Origin of the sequence: Streptomyces sp. WZ-12, from assembly GCF_028898845.1 — a bacterium.
Classification (GTDB): Bacteria; Actinomycetota; Actinomycetes; order Streptomycetales; family Streptomycetaceae; genus Streptomyces.
Window position 1 is genome coordinate 2,807,845 of sequence record NZ_CP118574.1, and the last position, 19,907, is coordinate 2,827,751.

11 protein-coding genes, 1 tRNA gene, 1 rRNA gene and 1 pseudogene are annotated in these 19,907 nt (G+C 70.7%); 2 read left to right on the plus strand and 12 right to left on the minus strand.

Annotated elements, in window-relative coordinates; genetic code table 11:
* Window positions 1-48 precede the first annotated feature (48 nt).
* A pseudogene (locus PV796_RS11685) lies at window positions 49-852 on the plus strand (Fpg/Nei family DNA glycosylase); the annotation flags it as partial.
* A gap of 575 nt (window positions 853-1,427) precedes the next feature.
* Here the strand turns inward: PV796_RS11685 and PV796_RS11690 are convergent.
* The 9 genes from PV796_RS11690 to PV796_RS11730 all read right to left on the minus strand — a co-directional run bounded on the left by PV796_RS11690 (window position 1,428) and on the right by PV796_RS11730 (window position 15,758).
* Window positions 1,428-1,898 carry a Dps family protein gene (locus PV796_RS11690; RefSeq protein ID WP_274912886.1) on the minus strand — a complete coding sequence of 157 codons (471 nt, stop codon included), beginning with the start codon at window positions 1,896-1,898 and terminating at the stop codon, window positions 1,428-1,430.
* Window positions 1,899-2,096: 198 nt separating this feature from the next.
* Complete coding sequence (locus PV796_RS11695) at window positions 2,097-2,480, minus strand: helix-turn-helix domain-containing protein (protein WP_100603824.1); 384 nt, start codon at window positions 2,478-2,480, stop codon at window positions 2,097-2,099.
* 94 nt (window positions 2,481-2,574) lie between these two features.
* The gene (locus tag PV796_RS11700) at window positions 2,575-3,111 is read right to left on the minus strand and encodes a CinA family protein (protein WP_274912887.1); all 537 of its coding nucleotides are present in this window, start codon (window positions 3,109-3,111) and stop codon (window positions 2,575-2,577) included.
* Complete coding sequence (pgsA, locus tag PV796_RS11705; RefSeq protein ID WP_274912888.1) at window positions 3,108-3,758, minus strand: CDP-diacylglycerol--glycerol-3-phosphate 3-phosphatidyltransferase; 651 nt, start codon at window positions 3,756-3,758, stop codon at window positions 3,108-3,110. Before pgsA ends, PV796_RS11700 begins: the two co-directional genes overlap by 4 nt.
* Window positions 3,755-5,248 carry a 30S ribosomal protein S12 methylthiotransferase RimO gene (gene rimO, locus PV796_RS11710; protein WP_274912889.1) on the minus strand — a complete coding sequence of 498 codons (1,494 nt, stop codon included), beginning with the start codon at window positions 5,246-5,248 and terminating at the stop codon, window positions 3,755-3,757. Before rimO ends, pgsA begins: the two co-directional genes overlap by 4 nt.
* Window positions 5,249-5,354: 106 nt before the next feature.
* Window positions 5,355-6,191, minus strand: a complete 837-nt coding sequence (locus PV796_RS11715) for a helix-turn-helix domain-containing protein (RefSeq protein WP_274912890.1) — start codon at window positions 6,189-6,191, stop codon at window positions 5,355-5,357.
* Window positions 6,192-6,402: 211 nt separating this feature from the next.
* A complete protein-coding gene (locus PV796_RS11720; RefSeq protein WP_274912891.1) occupies window positions 6,403-9,228 on the minus strand; it encodes a DNA translocase FtsK in 2,826 nt (941 codons plus the stop codon).
* Window positions 9,229-9,338: 110 nt separating this feature from the next.
* On the minus strand, window positions 9,339-9,998 hold the full coding sequence (locus PV796_RS11725) for a response regulator (protein ID WP_274912892.1): 660 nt from the start codon (window positions 9,996-9,998) through the stop codon (window positions 9,339-9,341).
* Between the two features lie 267 nt (window positions 9,999-10,265).
* Entirely contained in the window at window positions 10,266-15,758 is a 5,493-nt protein-coding gene (locus tag PV796_RS11730) for a HAMP domain-containing protein (RefSeq protein ID WP_274912893.1), read from the minus strand.
* Between the two features lie 298 nt (window positions 15,759-16,056).
* On the opposite strand from PV796_RS11730, the gene PV796_RS11735 reads away from it, so the two are divergent.
* On the plus strand, window positions 16,057-18,678 hold the full coding sequence (locus tag PV796_RS11735; RefSeq protein WP_376568479.1) for a SpoIIE family protein phosphatase: 2,622 nt from the start codon (window positions 16,057-16,059) through the stop codon (window positions 18,676-18,678).
* 113 nt (window positions 18,679-18,791) lie between these two features.
* Here PV796_RS11735 and PV796_RS11740 read toward each other — a convergent pair.
* From PV796_RS11740 to rrf, 3 genes are all read right to left on the minus strand, one after another.
* Window positions 18,792-18,864, minus strand: a tRNA-Thr gene (locus PV796_RS11740).
* A 96-nt stretch (window positions 18,865-18,960) separates the two neighbouring features.
* Window positions 18,961-19,638, minus strand: a complete 678-nt coding sequence (locus tag PV796_RS11745) for a DegT/DnrJ/EryC1/StrS family aminotransferase (RefSeq protein ID WP_274912895.1) — start codon at window positions 19,636-19,638, stop codon at window positions 18,961-18,963.
* Between the two features lie 118 nt (window positions 19,639-19,756).
* Window positions 19,757-19,873, minus strand: a 5S ribosomal RNA gene (gene rrf / locus PV796_RS11750).
* Window positions 19,874-19,907 lie beyond the last annotated feature (34 nt).

The following is a 19,907-nucleotide window of genomic DNA, read 5'->3' on the forward strand; positions in this document are numbered from 1 at the left end:
CGCCCACCCGGTCGCCCGCCGGTGCATGATGGCCCCATGCCCGAAGGCGACACCGTCTTCCGGCTGGCGCACCGTCTCCACCAGGCGCTGGCCGGCAGCCCACTGACCCGCTGCGACCTGCGCGTCCCCCGCCTGGCAACGGTGGACCTCACCGGCCGCGCGGTGCTGGCCGTGGTGCCCCGCGGCAAACACCTGCTCACTCGCTTCGAGGGCGACCTCACCCTCCACTCCCATCTGCGGATGGACGGCGCCTGGAAGATCTACACCCCGACCGAACGCTGGCGGGGCGGCCCCGCCCACCAGATCCGTGCGGTCCTCGGCACCGCCGAACACACCGCCGTCGGCTACCGCCTCCCCGTCCTTGAACTCCTGCGCACCGACGACGAGTTCCGGGTCGTCGGCCATCTCGGCCCCGACCTGCTCGGCCCGGACTGGGACCCGGCCGAGGCGCTGCGCCGTCTGCTCGCCGCCCCCGACCGCCCGCTCGGCGAGGCCCTGCTCGACCAGCGGAACCTCGCCGGCATCGGCAATGTCTACAAGTCCGAACTGTGCTTCCTGCTCGGCGCCTCCCCCTGGCTCCCGGTCGGCCGGCTCACCACCCCCGAACGCGCCCCGGCTCTCGCCAAGAAGCTCCTGGAAGCCAACAAGCACCGCCCGGCCCGGGTCACCACCCCCAGCGCGCGCAGCGACCGACGCCTGTGGGTCTACGGCCGCGCCGGCCGCCCCTGCCTGCGCTGCGGCACCCCGATCCGCGCCGCCGACCAGGGCCCGACGGCCGACGAACGCGTCACCTACTGGTGCCCCACCTGCCAACCGTCATCCCTCACCACCCCATCCCCACCCACACGTTGACGCCCCACCAGCCACACCAACCCCACCGAACGACCTCACCCCCCCGCCCCCCGTCGCCCCCGCCCACACGCTGCCACCACGCCTCGGCCAGCCGCCCCGCCCTACTGCCCCGACAGACCCGCCACACCCCGGAGATCCGCGCCTCGACGGCCGCCACCGGACCGCCCCACCCCGTATGACCCCCCGCCTCGCGCCGCCCGGTCCACGGGACGCAGTGCACCGGCAGCAGGCTGAGCCCCCAACCACCCGCCGCGACCGCCCCCTCCACCGGCCCCGCCGACCCCGGCCACAGCGCCAGCCGGCACACCGCCCACCACCACAGCCCCCCGACGAGCGCCGCGGATATCCATCGCACCGGCACGGACCTCGCCCGCCTCGCCATGCCTGCCTCCTCGGGCCGACGCTAGACCGGGCCCGCCGCCCGGCAGCAGGGGCGCACCGGCGCACGCCCGGCGCGCAAGATGCGCCCCGCAGAACTCCGAGCGACGGACACGGTCGACGACCACCCACGACTCACGGCCAACGGGCCGCACTCAGCGGGCGTTGACCAACGGGCCACGGGCAGCCGACCGCGCTCAGTGGGCCTCGGCCTGGAACATCCAGTGGTGCTTCTCCAAGTCGGCGGTCAGGCCGATGAGGATGTCCTGGGTGACCGGGTCGGGCTCGTCGGTGACGGCGATCCGCTCCCGCATCCGCGCGATGACCGCACCGAGCGCGTCCACCATGGTCCGCACGACGTCCCCGTCCTTGACCCAACCGTCCGGGGCCTCGCTGATGCCGCTGGTCTTGGCGACCGTCGCGGAACGGCCGTCCGGCGTGACCCCGATCGCCGAGGCCCGCTCGGCCACCGTGTCGGCGTGCTGCCGGGCGACGGCGACGACCTCGTCGAGTTGGAGGTGAACGGAACGGAAGCGCGGACCGACGACGTTCCAGTGCACCTGCTTGGCGACCAGGGAGAGATCCACCAGGTCGACCAGCGCGCCCTGGAGGGCGTTGCCGACGACGGAACGGGCTTGATCGGACAGCGTGCTCGTGACCACAGACATCCAGATACTCCCCTTCAGGCGCATTCCAGGATATTCGGGCGAATATTCCGATTTAGCCCCATGGTACGGGCCGGAACTCCGCTCCGAGCAGCCCGGACGGTCCGGCCGGGCACCGACCCGGACCTCGCGCGGACACGGCGGAAGCCCCGACGGGCTGCTGCCCGCCGGGGCTTCCGGCCATGCAAGGGGATCGCGGTGTCAGGCCGCGACAACATCCACGACGTCGGCCGGGGACTTGATGGTCACGCGCTCCTCCGGCACCCCGGTCAGGGACGCGACGGACACCGAATTGAGCTTCGGCCGCACCGGGGCGGGCACCGTGTCCGTCGCGGCCGCGGAGGCGGCCAGCTCCGCGAGTGCCAGCTCGTCGCTGACCTCCCGCATCAGTTCGGACATGCGCACATCCAGCGCGTCGCAGATCGCCGAGAGCAGCTCTGAGGACGCCTCCTTCTGGCCCCTCTCGACCTCGGACAAGTAGCCGAGCGACACCCGGGCGGAGGACGAGACCTCGCGCAGGGTGCGGCCTTGGCGCTGACGCTGTCGGCGCAGCACGTCACCCAGCAGGCGACGAAGCAGAATCATCGCTGGCTCCCTCCTCGGACCTCGGATGCGGATCCTTCTCGCCCCACCGTACCGCCTCGGGCCGCAGCCGTGCCGGGAGCGAGTACGTGTTCACTCAGGGCTGCAAACATCCATTCCCCCCGTGTTGTTCCGTATCCTGTGCCCGCACATTTTCCGTGAGTTCGCGCAGCAGCAGCGCGAGCACGGCCTGGACGCTGTCCCGACGGATCCGGTCACGATCCCCCGTCAGCGCCAGCCGTCGTACCTGTTCCTCGCCGTCCGGTCCCTGGACGGCGACATAGACGGTGCCCACCGGCTGTCCGTCCTGCGGCTCGGGCCCGGCGACGCCCGTGGTGGCGATGCCCCAGTCGGCGCCGAACACCCGCCGCACCCCGCGGGCCATCTGCCGCGCGACCTCCCCGTCCACCGCCCCGCGGTCCGCCAGCAGCGCACCGTCCACACCCAGCAGTTCCCGCTTGACGTCCGTCGCGTACGCCGTGATCGCGCCGCGCACCACCCGCGAGGCCCCTGGGACGCCGGTCAGCTCGCCCGCGACCAGCCCGCCGGTGAGCGACTCGGCCACCGCCAGGCTCTGCCGCCGCTCGGCGAGCGCCGCCAGCGCCCCGGCCGCCGCAGAACCCGGCGCGGTCACCGGCCGTCGCCCCCGTCGCCCCGTGCGGCCCGCTCTCGGGCCAGTCCGGCCCGGTGCAGCACCACGGCCTGCCGGACGTAGTCGAGTCCGGTCGCCACCGTCAGCACCACCGCCACCGCCATCACCCACCAGCGGAAGGTGGCCAGTGGCCCGCTCAGCACCAGGACGTACATCCCGACCGCGATGCCCTGCGCCAATGTCTTGATCTTGCCGCCCCGACTGGCCGGAATCACCCCGTGCTTGATCACCCAGAACCGCATCAGCGTGATGCCCAGCTCCCGGAAGAGGATCACGCCCGTGACCCACCAGGGCAGGTCCCCCAACACCGACAGGCAGACCAGCGCGGCCCCCATGATCGCCTTGTCCGCGATCGGGTCGGCGATCTTGCCGAAGTCGGTGACCAGGTTGTACGTGCGCGCCAGATGCCCGTCGAAGACATCGGTGATCATGGCGATGGCGAAGGCGGCCCAGGCGAACGACCGCCAGGCCGGGCTCGCCCCTCCGTCGTGCATCATCAGCAGCACGAACGCCGGGACCAGCAGCAGCCGCAGCATCGTCAGGACGTTGGCGATGTTCCACAGCCCGGCCTGCCGGACGGCCGGCGCGGGGCGCGGCCTTCCGGCGGCGGAAGCCGAGGCTCCGCTCATCTGCCCGCCTCCTCGGTACAGCCCGTACCGTCCACCGACAGCACCTCCGCAACGAGGTCCACGCCCTCGCTCGCGACCACCTTCGCTTCGACCATACGACCGGGCCGCAGGTCGTGGTCGGTCGTGAGCAGCGTGACCCCGTCGGTCTCCGGCGCCTGGTGCGCGGCCCGCCCGACGATCCCGTCGTCCTCGTCGTCGACCCGGTCCACCAGCACCCGGACCGTCTCCCCGACCCGCTCCGCAGCGCGCTGCGCGGTCAGCTCCTCGGCCAGCCGGGAGACCCGTGCCAGCCGCTCGGCGACCACCTCCGGGTCCAGCTTGTCCTCGTAGCCGGCGGCCTCGGTGCCGTCCTCGTCGGAGTAGCCGAAGACGCCGATGGCGTCCAGCCGCGCCCCGCTCAGGAACCGCTCCAGCTCCGCCAGATCGCCCTCGGACTCGCCGGGGAAGCCGACGATGAAGTTGGAGCGCGCGCCGGCCTGCGGCGCCTTGGTGCGGATCGTCTCCAGCAGCTCCAGGAAGCGGTCGGTGTCACCGAACCGCCGCATCGCGCGTAGCACGCCGGGCGCCGAGTGCTGGAAGGACAGGTCGAAGTAGGGCGCGACCTTGTCGGTGCCCGTCAGCACGTCGATCAGGCCCGGCCGCATCTCGGCGGGCTGGAGGTAGCTGACCCGGATCCGCTCGATGCCGTCGACCGCGGCCAGCTCCGGCAGCAGCGTCTCCAGCAATCTGATGTCGCCCAGGTCCTTGCCGTACGAGGTGTTGTTCTCGGAGACCAGCATGACCTCCTTGACACCCTGCTCGGCCAGCCAGCGCGTCTCGGACAGCACGTCGGAGGGCCGGCGGGAGATGAACGAACCGCGGAACGACGGGATGGCGCAGAAGGAACAGCGGCGGTCGCACCCCGAGGCCAGCTTCACCGAGGCGACCGGGTCGTTGCCCAGTCGACGGCGGAGCGGCGCCCGCGGCCCGGAGGCCGGCGCGACGCCCTCGGGGAGGTCCTGGGGCGGGGCCGCCGGCTCCTGCGCGTGGCCGGGCAGCGCGACCCCGGCGGCGTCCTGCCGCTCGGCCGGGCTGATCGGCAGCAGCTTGCGGCGGTCGCGCGGGGTGTGCGAGGCGTGGATGCCGCCGTTGAGGATGGTCTGGAGCCGGTCGGAGATGTTGGAGTAGTCGTCGAAACCGAGCACCCCGTCCGCCTCGGGCAGCGCGTCGGCGAGCTCCTTGCCGTAGCGCTCGGCCATGCAGCCGACGGCGACCACGGCCTGGGTGCGGCCGTGGTCCTTCAGATCGTTGGCTTCCAGCAGGGCGTCGACGGAGTCCTTCTTGGCGGCCTCGACGAAGCCACAGGTGTTGACGACGGCCACATCCGCGTCGGTGGCGTCCTCGACGAGCTGCCAGCCGTCCGCTGCCAGGCGGCCTGCGAGCTCCTCCGAGTCCACCTCGTTACGGGCGCAGCCAAGGGTGACAAGGGCGACGGTACGGCGTTCGGGCATAGGGCTCAGCCTACTTCGTCCCGGACACCCCCATGGCGCGCAGGTCTCCACCGCCCGTCCCGAGCCACTTCGGGGCGGGCGGTGGAGACCTGTCGGGCGGTGCTCCTCAGCCCGCCTGCGGGTCTCCCGGCGTGTAGCTCAGCCGCTCCACGGAGCCCTCGTCGCCGACCTTCTTGACCTCCTTGCCGTTGACGTACAGCTGTACGGCCCCGGCGTTGCCGACGACGAGATCGATCCGCTTCTTGTCGGTGAACGTCTTCGACTCCCCCTGCTTGAGCAGCCCGTCCTGCAGGAGTTTGCCGTTGGCGTCCTTGGCGGAGATCCAGCTCTGCCCGTCCTTCGCGGTCACCTTGATCGTGACCTTGTCCTTGGGCAGGCCGGCGATGGCGCCGTCGGAGGGGACCGGCTTGGGCTGGGGCGCCCGGGGCCGGATGGTGCTGGCGGCCGGCCCCGGCTTGTCGGCCTTGGCGGTGTCGGTGGCGACCGGGGCGGCCTCGCGCTTGCCGCCGCTGCTGAAGAACGTGAAACCAGCGAAGCCGACGACGGCCACGATCGCCGCGACCATCGCCGCGGTCCAGTTGGGGCGGCGCGGCTCCGGCCGGATCCGCTCGGCCTCGAAGAGCGGGGCGGCGACGGTCGGGCTGGGTCGGCCACCGTGGTCGGCGTCGTAGCGGGCGATCAGGGGTTGGGGGTCGAGGGAGACGGCACGGGCGAGCGCTCTGATGTGTCCGCGCGCATAGACGTCGCCGCCGCAACGCGAGAAGTCGTCCTGCTCGATCGCGTGCACGATCGGGATCCGCACCCGCGTCGCCGTACTGACCTCTTCGACGGTCAGTCCCGCGCTGATGCGGGCCTGCTGGAGGGCTCGACCGACCGGCGGCCGGTCCGGACCGGCGGAAGGCCGGTCCTCTTCAGGGGAGTTGGGGGAGTTGCCGATGGACACGGGGGCGCCTTTCGAGCGTGTAGCCACCTGCTGGAAGTTCAGTCTAGGGGTGGTGCGAAAGGGTCGGGCAAGCGGGAGAGCGGGGTTTGTACGCCATCAGAACGCCCCGTGGCGCCGCCCCGGGACCGACCACCCCGCCTCCCTCAACTTGACGTACGGGCAAGGGAAACGGTTGCCTCCGCGCGCGGAGGAAGACCCCCGCACGTGCGTGCTACTGCGTAGCCTCCCCGCGGATGACCGCCAGCACTCCGTCCAACTCGTCCGGCTTCACCAACACGTCGCGCGCCTTGGAGCCCTCGCTCGGCCCGACGATGTTCCGCGACTCCATCAGGTCCATCAGCCGCCCCGCCTTGGCGAACCCGACCCGCAGCTTCCGCTGGAGCATCGACGTCGAGCCGAACTGGGTCGAGACCACCAGCTCGGCCGCCTGGCACAGCAGGTCGAGGTCGTCGCCGATGTCCTCGTCGATCTCCTTCTTCTTGGCCGTGCCGACCGTGACGTCGTTCCGGAAGACGGGCGCCATCTGGTCCTTGCAGTGCTGGACGACGGCGGCCACCTCCGCCTCGGTGACGAACGCGCCCTGCATCCGGATCGGCTTGTTGGCGCCCATCGGCATGAAGAGGCCGTCACCCTTGCCGATCAGCTTCTCGGCGCCGGGCTGGTCGAGGATGACCCGGCTGTCGGCCAACGAGGAGGTGGCGAACGCCAACCGGGACGGCACGTTGGCCTTGATGAGGCCGGTGACGACGTCGACCGAGGGCCGCTGGGTCGCCAGCACCAGGTGGATGCCGGCCGCGCGGGCCAACTGCGTGATGCGGACGATGGAGTCCTCGACGTCCCGCGGCGCGACCATCATCAGGTCCGCCAGCTCGTCCACGATCACCAGCAGGTACGGGTACGGCGCCAGCTCCCGCTCGCTGCCCTCGGGGGTCTTCAGCTTGCCCGTGCGGACGGCCTCGTTGAAGTCGTCGATGTGGCGGTAGCCGAACGCCGCGAGGTCGTCGTAGCGCAGGTCCATCTCGCGCACCACCCACTGGAGCGCCTCGGCGGCCCGCTTGGGGTTGGTGATGATCGGCGTGATCAGGTGCGGGATGCCCTCGTACGCGGTCAGCTCCACGCGCTTGGGGTCGACGAGCACCATGCGGACCTCCTCGGGGGTGGCCCGCACCATGATCGACGTGATCAGGCAGTTGATGCAGGACGACTTACCCGAACCGGTCGCACCGGCGACGAGGATGTGCGGCATCTTCGCCATGTTCGCCATCACGTAGCCGCCCTCGACGTCCTTGCCGAGCGCCACCAGCATCGGGTGGTCGTCCTCGGCGGCGTCCGCGAGGCGCAGCACGTCGCCGACGTTGACCATCTCCCGGTCGGTGTTCGGGATCTCGATGCCGACCGCGGACTTGCCGGGGATCGGCGAGATGATCCGCACGTCGGGGGAGGCCACCGCGTAGGCGATGTTCTTGGCCAGCGCCGTGATCTTCTCGACCTTCACCGCGGGGCCGAGCTCGACCTCGTAACGGGTGACCGTCGGGCCGCGGGTGAAGCCGGTGACCGAGGCGTCGACCTTGAACTCGGTGAAGACGTTGGTCAGCGCGTCCACTATGGCGTCGTTGGCGGCGCTGCGGGACTTGCCCGGGCCACCGCGGGTGAGCAGGTCCAGCGACGGCAGCGCGTAGGTGATGTCGCCGGAGAGCTGGAGCTGCTCGGCGCGTGACGGCAGGTCACCGGAGGACTCCGGCGCGGCCTTGGTCAGGTCCGGCACCGGCGACTTGGTGAGGTCCAGCGCCGGCTTCTTCTCCTTGGCCTTGGCGGGCGCCGCGTCCGCTGGCCCCTCCGCGCCGCGCGCCGGCGGCACCGAGCCGCTCTCCGTCCCGGTGTCCGCGTCGCGCTCCCGGCGGTCCCCGGAGATGGCCCCGCTGAGTTCGGCGACCAGCGGCGAGGGCTGGACGCCGTGCAGGACCGCGCCGTCCAGCGCGGCGGCGGCCGCGGCGGCGACGTCCACCGCGTCCATCGGCCGGTCGGCCGGCCGGTCCTGGGCCCGGGGCCGCCGCCGCTTGGCCAGCGCGGCCTCCTCCAGCGCGTCCGGGTCGTCGTCCTCGGGCGCGGTGCGCCGCGGCCGGCGGGCCGGCCGCTCGCGCCACTCCTCGCCGTACTCCGCCGCCTCTTCGTAGTACTGCTCGTCCTCCTCGGGCTCCAGCAGACCCAGGCGGACGCCCAGCGCCCGCAGCCGCTGCGGGATGGCGTTCACCGGAGTCGCGGTGACCACCAGCAGCCCGAAGATGGTCAGCAGCACCAGCAGCGCCACCGCCAGGGTCTGCCCGACGGTGAAGATCAACGGCTTGGACACCGCCCAGCCGACATAGCCCCCGGCGTCCTGCACGGCGGCGAGCCCGTCGCCCCGCCCCGGGGACCCGCAGGCCATCGCCACCTGCCCGAGCACCCCGGCCACCAGCGCCGTGAGCCCGATGAGGATCCGGCCGTTGGCCTCCGGCTGCTCCGGGTGCCGGATGAGCCGCACCGCGATCCCGCCGAGCAGTATCGGCACGACCAGGTCCAGTCGCCCGAACGCGCCGGTGACCAACAGCTCGACGAGATTGCCGACCGGGCCGGAGAGGTTGGACCACGTACCCGCCGCGACGACCAGCGCCAGGCCGAGCAGCAGCAGCGCCAACCCGTCCTTGCGGTGCGCCGGGTGGAGGTTCTTGGCACCGCGCCCGAAACCGCGGAACACCGCGCCGACGGTGTGCGCGGCACCCAGCCAACAGGCGCGCGCGAGGCGGTAGACGCCGCCGGTCGGCGACGGCGCCGGCCTCGGCGCGGCCTTCTTGGCGGGTGCCCTCCGCGCTTGCGCCTTCTTGGCCGGGGCCTTCTTCACCGCCGCGCCCTTGTTGGCCGGCGGCCGCTTCGCGGTCGCCTTCTTCGCGGGCACCTTCTTGGCGGCGGCCTTCTTCGCTGCGCCCCCGGACTGCCCGACGCGCGGCTTCGAGGGTCCCGCCGTGCGCTGCGTTCCCTTGCCGGACGTACGTGAAGCCATGCCGACGAGATTACAGGCGCCGGCGCGCACGGCACGAGCGCACGGCGCTTCACCCATTCGTGTCGTGCGCCGGGCTCATGAGGGGCCGTCAGAAGCCCGCGCGGGCCCCGTCAGCCGGTGGGTGCCCCGGCGCCGGGCTCCAGGGCGTCCAACGCCCGTCGCAGGCCGGTGAGTTTGCGCTCCAGATGCGCGGCGGTGGCCACCGCCGCGGCGTCCGCGGACTCGTCGAGCTGTTTGGAGAGCGCCTCGGCCTGCTCCTCGACGGCGGCCAGCCGCGCGGAGAGCTCGGCCAGCAGCCCGGCCGACTCCTTGGTCTCGCCGACGCCCTGCCGGCCGCCCTCAAGCTGGAGCCTCAGCAGCGCGGCCTGCTCGCGCAGTTGGCAGTTCTTCATGTACAGGTCGACGAAGACCGAGACCTTCGCGCGCAGCACCCACGGGTCGAACGGCTTGGAGATGTAGTCGACCGCGCCGGCCGCGTAGCCGCGGAAGGTGTGGTGCGGGCCGTGGTTGATCGCCGTGAGGAAGATGATCGGGATGTCGCGGGTGCGCTCCCGCCGCTTGATGTGCGCGGCGGTCTCGAAGCCGTCCATCCCCGGCATCTGCACGTCGAGCAGAATCACCGCGAAGTCGTCGGTGAGCAGTGCTTTGAGCGCTTCCTCCCCGGACGATGCCCGCACCAGTGTCTGATCGAGCGCGGAGAGGATCGCCTCCAGCGCCAGCAGATTCTCCGGCCGGTCATCGACCAGGAGGATCTTGGCCTTCTGCACCATGGCCCGTCCTCCTCGCCCCGGCATGGAACCGGACGCCGCCCCAGGGGACGACTCCGTCACGCCGCCCGTCCTTGTGCCGGTCATGGTAGCTGCACCCCGCCTGTCGCCACACCCTGTCACCGCGATGTCACTGTGCACGTAGCGGAAACGCAGCGAGAGACGAGAAGGTTCCCCGAATCCCGCGCTTCCACACGCCCACGGCCACACTCAGTCAGCACGCGATGATCCTCTTTCGGCATCCATAGTGGACGCCCGAGGGACGCCCCGTCACCTCTGGTGCATCCAGTGCTCCATGACCGACAGGAGATGATCGGTGTCCACCGGCTTGGTCACGTAGTCCGACGCCCCGGAGTCGATGCTCTTCTCCCGGTCGCCCTTCATCGCCTTCGCGGTCAGCGCGATGATGGGCAGCCCGGCGAACTGCGGCATCCGCCGGATCGCCGCGGTGGTCGCGTAACCGTCCATCTCCGGCATCATGATGTCCATCAGGACCAGCACGATGTCGTCGTGCTGCTCCAACACCTCAATGCCCTCACGGCCGTTCTCCGCGTACAGCACCGACAGCCCGTGCTGCTCAAGGACGCTGGTGAGCGCGAAGACGTTGCGGATGTCGTCGTCGACGATCAGCACCTTCTCGCCGTGGAAGCCGCCCTCGAAGCCCGGGTCGACCAGATCCTGCCCGTTGCCGAGCCAGGACTCCTCCGGCTGTTGGCCGACCGGCCCGGCCGCCGACGCGGGCGGCTGCGGCGCACCCGCGGTGGGCTGGCCGGGCAGCGCCATCCGTCGCGCACCGCCGGAAACCGCCCTGCGGCGGCGCCGGTTGAGGCTCCCGTCCTCCGGCTCGTGCGACGGCTCCTCGCGCTCCTGACGGCCGTCCTCGGTCTCCCGCGCCTCGGCGTCCATCGCCAGCCCGCCGGCGACGAGTTGGGGGTAGCCCTGCGGCGGCAGCCCGCCCGGGTTGTGCGGCAGGTACAGGGTGAACGTGGAGCCGCGGTTGGGCTCGCTCTGGACGTGGATCTCGCCGCCCAACAGGCGGGCGATCTCCCGGCTGATGGACAGGCCCAGGCCGGTGCCCCCGTACTTGCGGCTGGTGGTGCCGTCCGCCTGCTTGAACGCCTCGAAGATGACCCGCATCTTGCTCGGCGCGATGCCGATGCCGGTGTCGGTCACCGAGAAGGCGATCATCGCGGCGTCCGGGTCGCGCAGCGAACCGTGCTCCAGCAACTGCTCGCGGATGGCCAGCGGAACGTCCGCCCCGGCCGGCCGGATCACCAGCTCGACGGCGCCGCTGTCGGTGAACTTCACCGCGTTGGACAGTAGGTTGCGCAGCACCTGGAGGAGCCGCTGCTCGTCGGTGTGCAGCGTGGCGGGCAGCTCCGGGGAGACCCGGACGGAGAAGTCCAGCCCCTTCTCGGCCGTCAGCGGTCGGAACGTCGCCTCGACGTAGTCGACGAGCTGGACCAGCGCGATCCGGGTCGGCGAGACGTCCATCTTGCCCGCCTCGACCTTCGACAGGTCGAGGATGTCGTTGATCAGTTGGAGCAGGTCCGAACCGGCGCCGTGGATGGTCTCGGAGAACTCCACCTGCTTCGGCGAGAGGTTCCCCTCCGCGTTGTCGGCCAACAACTTGGCGAGAATCAGTAGGGAGTTCAGCGGCGTCCGCAGCTCGTGCGACATGTTCGCCAGGAACTCCGACTTGTAGCGCATGGAGACCGCGAGCTGCTCGGCGCGCTCCTCCAGGACCTGCCGCGCCTCCTCGATCTCGGTGTTCTTCACCTCGATGTCGCGGTTCTGCTGCCGCAGTTGCTCGGCCTTCTCCTCCAGCTCGGAGTTGGACAGCTCCAGCGCCTTCTGCCGGCTCTCCAACTCCGCGGAGCGCTCGCGCAGTTGCTCGGTCAACTCCTGTGACTGCGCCAGCAGCACCTCCGTCTTGGTGTTCACCGAGATGGTGTTGACGCTGGTCGCGATCATCTCGGCGATCTGGCTGAGGAAGTCCTTCTGGATCTGGGTGAACGGCTGGAAGGACGCCAGCTCGATCACCCCGAGCACCTTGTCCTCGAAGAGGACCGGCAGCACGATGACGTTGGCCGGCGGCGCCTCACCCAGCCCGGACGCGATCTTGAGGTACCCGGAGGGCACGTTCTCCACCAGGATCGTGCGGCCCTCCTCGGCCGCCGTCCCGATCAGCGTCTCCCCCGGCCTGAACGTCGTCGGCATCCCGCCCATGGCATAGCCGTACGAGCCGGTCAGCCGCAGCTCGTACCCGCCGTCACCGTTGGAGCCGACCTCCTGGACGTCGGGGCGCGCGGCGAGGAAGAACGCGCCGTGCTGCGCGGAGACCGCGGGCGACAGCTCGCTCATGATGAGGGTGGCGACGTCCTTGAGGTCGCGGCGGCCCTGCATCAGACCGGAGATCCGGGCCAGGTTGCCCTTCAGCCAGTCCTGTTCCTCGTTGGCGAGCGTGGTCTCCCGGAGCGTGGAGATCATGGTGTTGATGTTGTCCTGGAGCTCCAGGATCTCGCCGGCCGCGTCCACGTCGATGCGGACGTTGTGGTCGCCGAGGGTCACCGCCGCGGCGACCGCGGCGATGGCGCGCACCTGCCGGGTGAGGTTCCCGGCCATCTCGTTCACCGACTCCGTCAGGTCCTTCCAGGTGCCGGCCACGCCGCGCACCTGGGCCTGACCGCCCAACTGACCCTCCGTACCCACCTCGCGGGCCACCCTGGTGACCTGCTCGGCGAACGAGGAAAGCTGGTCGACCATCGTGTTGATGGTGGTCTTCAGCGCCAGGATCTCGCCCCGCGCATCGATGTCGATCTTCTTGGTCAGATCGCCCTTGGCAATGGCGGTGGTGACCATGGCGATGTTGCGGACCTGGCCCGTCAGGTTGTTGGCCATGGAGTTCACCGACTCGGTGAGGTCCTTCCACGTGCCGGCGACGCCGGGGACGCGGGCCTGGCCGCCCAGGATGCCGTCGGTGCCCACCTCACGGGCCACCCGGGTCACTTCGTCGGCGAACGACGACAGCGTGGTCACCATGGTGTTGACGGTGTCGGCGAGCTGCGCGACCTCGCCGCGCGCCTCGACCGTGACCTTCTTCGTCAGATCGCCGTTGGCGACCGCCGCCGAGACCTGTGAGATGTTCCGCACCTGGATGGTCAGGTTGTTGGCCATCAGGTTGACGTTGTCGCTGAGGTCCTTCCAGATGCCGGTCACGCCCGGAACCCGTGCCTGACCGCCGAGTTGACCCTCCGTACCGACCTCGCGGGCCACCCGCGTCACCTGCTCCGCGAACAGCGAGAGCTGGTCGACCATGGTGTTCACGGTCGTGACGAGTTCGAGGATCTCGCCCTTGGCGTCGACGGTGATCTTCTTCGACAGGTCGCCGCGGGCCACCGCGGTGGTCACCTCGCCGATGTTGCGCACCTGCGAAGTCAGGTTGTTCGCCATGAAGTTGACGGACTGGGTGAGGTCCTTCCAGGTACCGCTGACACCCTGGACCTCGGCCTGGCCGCCGAGGATGCCCTCGGTGCCGACCTCACGGGCGACCCTGGTGACCTCCTCCGCGAACGAAGAGAGCTGGTCCACCATGGTGTTGAGGGTGTTCTTCAGCTCCAGGATCTCGCCGCGGGCGTCCACGTCGATCTTCTGGGAGAGGTCACCGCGCGCCACGGCCGTGGCGACCTGCGCGATGTTGCGCACCTGGGCGGTGAGGTTGCCGGCCATGCCGTTCACCGAGTCGGTCAGATCGCGCCAGACGCCGGCGACGCCCGGCACCTGCGCCTGGCCGCCCAGCCGCCCCTCGGTGCCGACCTCGCGGGCGACCCGGGTCACCTGCTCGGCGAAGGCGGAGAGTTGGTCGACCATCGTGTTGATGGTGCTCTTGAGCTCCAGGATCTCGCCGCGCGCATCGACATCGATCTTCTGGGAGAGGTCGCCGCGCGCCACCGCGGTCGTCACCTGGGCGATCTGCCGCACCTGTGAAGTGAGGTTCCCGGCCATGAAGTTGACGGAGTCGGTCAACTCCTTCCAGGTGCCGCTGACGCCGTCCACCCGCGCCTGGCCGCCCAGCCGGCCCTCGGTGCCCACGTCCCTGGCCATGCGGGTGACCTGATCCGCGAACGACGAGAGCTGGTCCACCATGGTGTTCACGGTGTTCTTCAGCTTGAGCATCTCGCCGGAGACATCGACCGTGACCTTCTGCGACAGGTCGCCATTGGCCACCGCAGTGGTCACCTGGGCGATGTTGCGCACCTGCCCGGTCAAGTTCCGGAAAGCGGTGTTGACGGAGTCCGTGAGGTCCTTCCACGTACCGGCCGCGCCCGGCACCGCGGCCTGGCCGCCCAGTTCACCCTCGACGCCGATCTCCCGAGCCACCCGGGTCACTTCGGAACCGAACGCGGAGAGCTGATCCACCATCGTGTTGACGGTGTTCTTCAACTCCAGCATCTCGCCCGCGACATCGACGGTGACCTTCTGCGAGAGGTCACCATTGGCCACCGCGGTGGTCACCTGCGCGATGTCCCGTACCTGTCCGGTCAAGTTCCGGAAGGCATTGTTGACCGAATCGGTGAGGTCCTTCCAAGTGCCGGCGGCGCCCGGCACCTGCGCCTGACCGCCGAGCTGGCCCTCGGCCCCGACCTCGTTCGCGACCCGCGTCACCTCGTCGGCGAAGGTGCGCAGCGTCTCGGTCATGGTGTTGATGGTCTCGGCGAGCTGCGCGACCTCGCCGCGGGCGCTGACCGTGACCTTCTGCGACAGGTCGCCATTGGCGACCGCGGTGGTGACCTGGGCGATACCGCGCACCTGCGCGGTCAGATTGCCCGCCATGAGATTGACGGAATCGGTCAGGTCCTTCCACACCCCGGCGACACCGGGAACCTGGGCCTGACCGCCCAGTTCGCCCTCGGTGCCCACCTCACGGGCAACCCGCGTCACCTCGGACGCGAACGAGGAGAGCTGGTCCACCATCGTGTTGACGGTGTTCTTCAGCTCCAACATCTCGCCGGCGACATGGACGGTCACCTTCCGCGACAGATCGCCCTTGGCGACGGCGGTGGTGACCAGCGCGATGTCACGTACCTGCGCGGTCAGCCGGGACGCCATCGTATTGACGGAATCCGTAAGGTCCTTCCACGAACCCGACATTCCGCGCACCCGCGCCTGGCCGCCCAGCTTGCCCTCGGCCCCGACCTCGCTGGCCACCCGCGTGACCTCGTCGGTGAAGGCGGAGAGTTGGTCCACCAGACCGTTGACGGTCCGCCCCACCTTCAGGAACTCCCCGCGCAGGGGATGCTCCGAAGAGCTGTCCGAACTCCGCGAGCGCAGGTCCATCCGCTGCTCCAGGTCGCCCTCGGAGACCGCGGAGAGCACCCGGCCCACCTCGGAGACCGGCCGCACCAGGTCGTCGACGAGCGCGTTGGACGCCTCGATGGCCGCCGCCCAGGAGCCCTCGGCCGCGCCCGCCTCCAGCCGTTCTGTGAGCTTGCCCTCACGCCCGACGACCCGGCGCACCCGCGCCAGCTCGCCGGTGAGATGGAGATTGCGGTCGGCGACCTCGTTGAAGACCGCCGCGATCTCCGACATCACGCCCTCGCCGGAAACCGTCAGCCGCTTGCGGAAGTTCCCGTCCCGCATCGCGACGAGCGCGGCGAGCAGCCGGTTCAGCGCGGCCGTATCGACCTCAGTCGTCCCATTACTCCGGGATCGTCCGCCTTTCGCGCGCGTACCAGGGCCCCGCGCCGCTACGCCAGACTCCACCGTGTCCCTCCCGCAGGGTCGACCGTTCTCTCCGGGCTCTCTCTTCATGCTTGCCCAGTGTTTCACCATGGCTCAACCAGGCCATAACAGTTCGGCAGCATCGCATACCGTCCCGACGCACGATTGGGGCGAAAGACACGTGACCGGCATCCCCGGGCCCGGCGAAGGTAAGTAACCTGGCATACGGCTGTCCACCCGCCCCGGTCATTCCGCACGGGCGGGTGCGAGCACGACAGGTATTCGGAGGGGCACCGCGATCATGGGGGAGCAGATCACCGACACACGCATGAGGAGACCAGTGATCACCGCGCGGGCCGCCGCCACCTTCGAGCCGGTCGGGCGCTCGGTCGCCACTGCCCGTGCCTTCGTCCGCGACACCCTCCAGGGTTGGGGCTACGCCGACATCGTCGACGACGCCGTCGTCCTCACCAGCGAACTGGTCACCAATGCCGTGGTGCACGCCGGCACCGCCGCCGACGTGCTCTGCCTGCGCACCGACAACGGCATCCGGATCTCCGTCGCCGACCGCTACCCCGAGCGCGAGATCCCCCTCCAGAGCACCGGCCCGGCCATGGTCCACCCCGACCGCGAGGGCGGCCGGGGCCTGCTGCTGTGCGGCGCGCTGGCCGCCCGTTGGGGCGTGGAGTACACCACCGCCCAAAAACACGTCTGGTTCCACCTCGACCTCCCCGAACGCCCGGCCGGCACCCGCTCGGCGGGCCCCGCCCTCCCCGTTGACGCCCTGCCCGTCACCGACGCCCGGGTCCGGGTCGCGGTGGTGCAGATCGACCGCAGTGGCTGCGTCACGTTCTGGAACGAGGACGCGGCCGACCTCTTCGGCTACGAGCCCGAGCAGGTCATCGGCAAGCCCCTCACCGACTTCGCCGCCTGGCCGCACACCCCCGGCACCGGCACCGGCATCGCCGAGGCGCTCCTGCTCTCCCGTTGGGAGGGCTCCTACGGCATAAGGGGAGCCGACGGCCGGGTCGTTCCCGTCTACGCCTCCCACCTCCGCGTCCGCGACGCCGACGGCGAGGCGTCCACCGTCTGCCTCCTGGTCCGCGACCACGAGCGCGCCATCCTCCAGAGCCCCGGCCGCCCCCCGTCCACCGACGGCAACGCCCCCTCCGAGGGCCGCCCCACCGACCCGTTCGAGGTCTTCATCGGCTCCCCCGCCCCCGACGACCTCGACGGCCTGCTCCAACGCACCGTCGAACGCGCCCGCGACATGCTCGACGGCGACGCCGCCTACCTCCTGCTGGCCACCGACGACGAGACCGAGTTGGAGGTCCGCGCCTCCACCGGCCTGCCCTCCGCCCGCCAGCGCTTCGCCCGGGTCCCCGTCGAGGCCGGCTCCGGCCGCTACGGCTCCGCCCGCATGCCCGCCGTCCACGAGGACCTCACCGCCGTCCCCGGCGCCGTCCCGCTCCTCGCCGGCACCGGCATGCGCTCGGTCGTCACCGTCCCGCTCAAGGTCGAGGGCCGGCTCACCGGCTCCCTCGGCGTCGCGGCGGAGAGCGCCGCCCGGTATACCAACGAGGAGGCGCTGCGCCTCCAGTTCGCCGCCGACCGCATCGCCCTCGCCGTCGAACGGGCCCGCCTCACCGAGCTGGAGAAGCTCCGCCGCGGCTCCCTCTCCTTCCTCGTCGAGGCGTCCGACCTCCTTGCCGGCACCCTCGACCGCGACCAAACCCTGGCCCTCATGGCCCAGATGACGGTCCCCACCCTCGCCACCTGGTGCGCCGTCTACACCGTCGCCGACCAGGCATCGGAACCCGAACTCTCCTACGTCCTCCACGAGGACGAGGACCGCATCGACGGCCTCAAGACCCTGCTGAAGAAGGTCGATCCACCGGAGCCCGACCCCACCCCCGGCGCCCGCGTCTGGACCGCCCCCGCCGACGCCGCCCACGACGCGGCCCTGCGCACCTCGTTGCGCAGCCTCGGGCTGGAGGAGTCCGCCCGCCCCTCCAAGGGGCCCGGCGCCACCCTCGCCACCGCCTCCGCCGTCGGCGGCGAGACCGTCGTCCTCCCCCTCGTCGCCCGCAACCGCGTCATCGGCATGCTCACCCTCGGCAAGCCCACCGAGGAGCACTTCCGCCAGGAGATCCTCGAACTCGCCGAGGACCTCTCCCGCCGGGCCGCCCTCGCGCTGGACAACGCCCGCCTCTACAGCGAGCGCACCGCCATCAGCCAGTCCCTCCAGCGCAGCCTGCTGCCCCCGGAACTCCCCGACATCCCCGGCGTCGAGACCGAGGTCATCTACCGCGCCGCCGGCGAGGGCAACGAGGTCGGCGGCGACTTCTACGACCTCTTCCCGATCCGCAACGGCGCCTACGGCTTCGCCATCGGGGACGTCTGCGGCACCGGCCCGGAGGCCGCCGCCGTCACGGGCCTGGCCCGGCACGCCCTCCGCCTGCTCGCCCGCGAGGGCTTCGGCGGCCCCGCCGTCCTGGAGCGGCTCAACGCCGCCATCCTCGACGAGGGCGCCCGCAGCCGCTTCCTGACGCTCCTCTACGGCGAACTCTGGCCCCAGGAGGACGGCAGCGCCCTCCTCAAGGTCGTCTGTGCCGGCCACCCCCTCCCGCTCCGCCTCCGCCAGGACGGCACCGTCGAACCGGCCGCCGAACCACAGCCGTTGCTCGGCGTCATGGACGACCTCGAACTCTACGAACAGACCGTCACCCTCGACCCCGGCGACGTCCTGCTGTGCGTCACCGACGGCGTCACCGAACGCCGCGAGGGCACCCGCATGCTCGGCGACGACGGCCTCACCGACGTCCTGACGACGTGTACGGGCCTCACGGCCGGCGCGGTCGCCGCCCGCGTCCTGCGCGCCGTGGAACGCTTCGCCGCCGAACCGGCCTCCGACGACATGGCCATCCTCGCCCTGCGCGTCCCCGAAGTCCCCGCCGCCTAGCCCGCTTTCCCCCAGCCCCCGCCGAACTCCCGGCGGGGGCAATCTCTTTACCCACGCCTCCCCACACAACGAAAAAGTCCCCCACCAATCGGTGGAGGACTTTCCCTTAACAGAGCCCCAATACGGAATCGAACCGTAGACCTTCTCCTTACCATGGAGACGCTCTGCCGACTGAGCTATTGGGGCCGGCAACGAGATAAATACTACCCCACTCTCGGGGTAATTCCGAACCGGCCCTGCGCCCACCTCAACGCCCCCTCAACAACCGCCCGGAGAGCGGGCCTAGAGCGCCGGTTGCAGCAATCCGCCCAACGCATTGCAGGCGCCCGCCATCCGCTGCACCGAACGCCGCGTCATCCCCGCGTCCAACGGCAGCGCCAACGTCTCGTCAACGGCCCGCTCGGTCTCCGGGAGAAAGACGTCCTGCCGCAGCCCCGGCACCCGGTACACCGGCGCCTGCACCGGCACCCGGCAGGCAACTCCCTTGGCCCGCAGGGCCCGTGCGAACGCGTCCCGGTCCGGCCGCCCGTTCCCCGGCACCCGCACCACGTACTTCTCGTAGGTGTGCCCGGACGCCGGCGCCGGCGTCCGCACGCCGGTCAACCGCCCGTCCAGATACCCGGCGTGCTCCCGCCGCAGTTCGGCCTCCTCAGGCCGCGCCCCCGGCTCGTCCTCGACCAGCACCAACAGCCCGTGCCGCTGGCCCACTTCACGGATCCACGCCACGTCCGCGGGCCGCCCGAACCGGTGCACCGCCACCACGGCGGCGGTCCGACGGCTCACCGCATCCGCCACCGCGGCCGGGTCCAGGCAGTAACTGTCGCCGTCCACGTCAGCGAACACCGGCACCGCCCCCAACTCCACCACGGCCTGGGCGACTTCGACACTGCCGAAGGCCGGCACCACCACCTCGTCACCAGCGCGGACACCGGCCGACCTGAGCGTTCCCACTGTCCCCATGCCGCGGAGCATGTCCAGGTCAGTTGAACGTGAAGTTACGACCAACACCTGACAACACAAACAAAAAAGCTCCGGCCCCTGAACCAAAAGAGGTTCAAGGGCCGGAGCCATAAAAGGAGTTCGGCGGCGTCCTACTCTCCCACAGGGTCCCCCCTGCAGTACCATCGGCGCTGAAAGGCTTAGCTTCCGGGTTCGAAATGTAACCGGGCGTTTCCCTAACGCTAAAACCACCGAAACACTATGAAACTTAGAACAACCGTTGGTCTGTT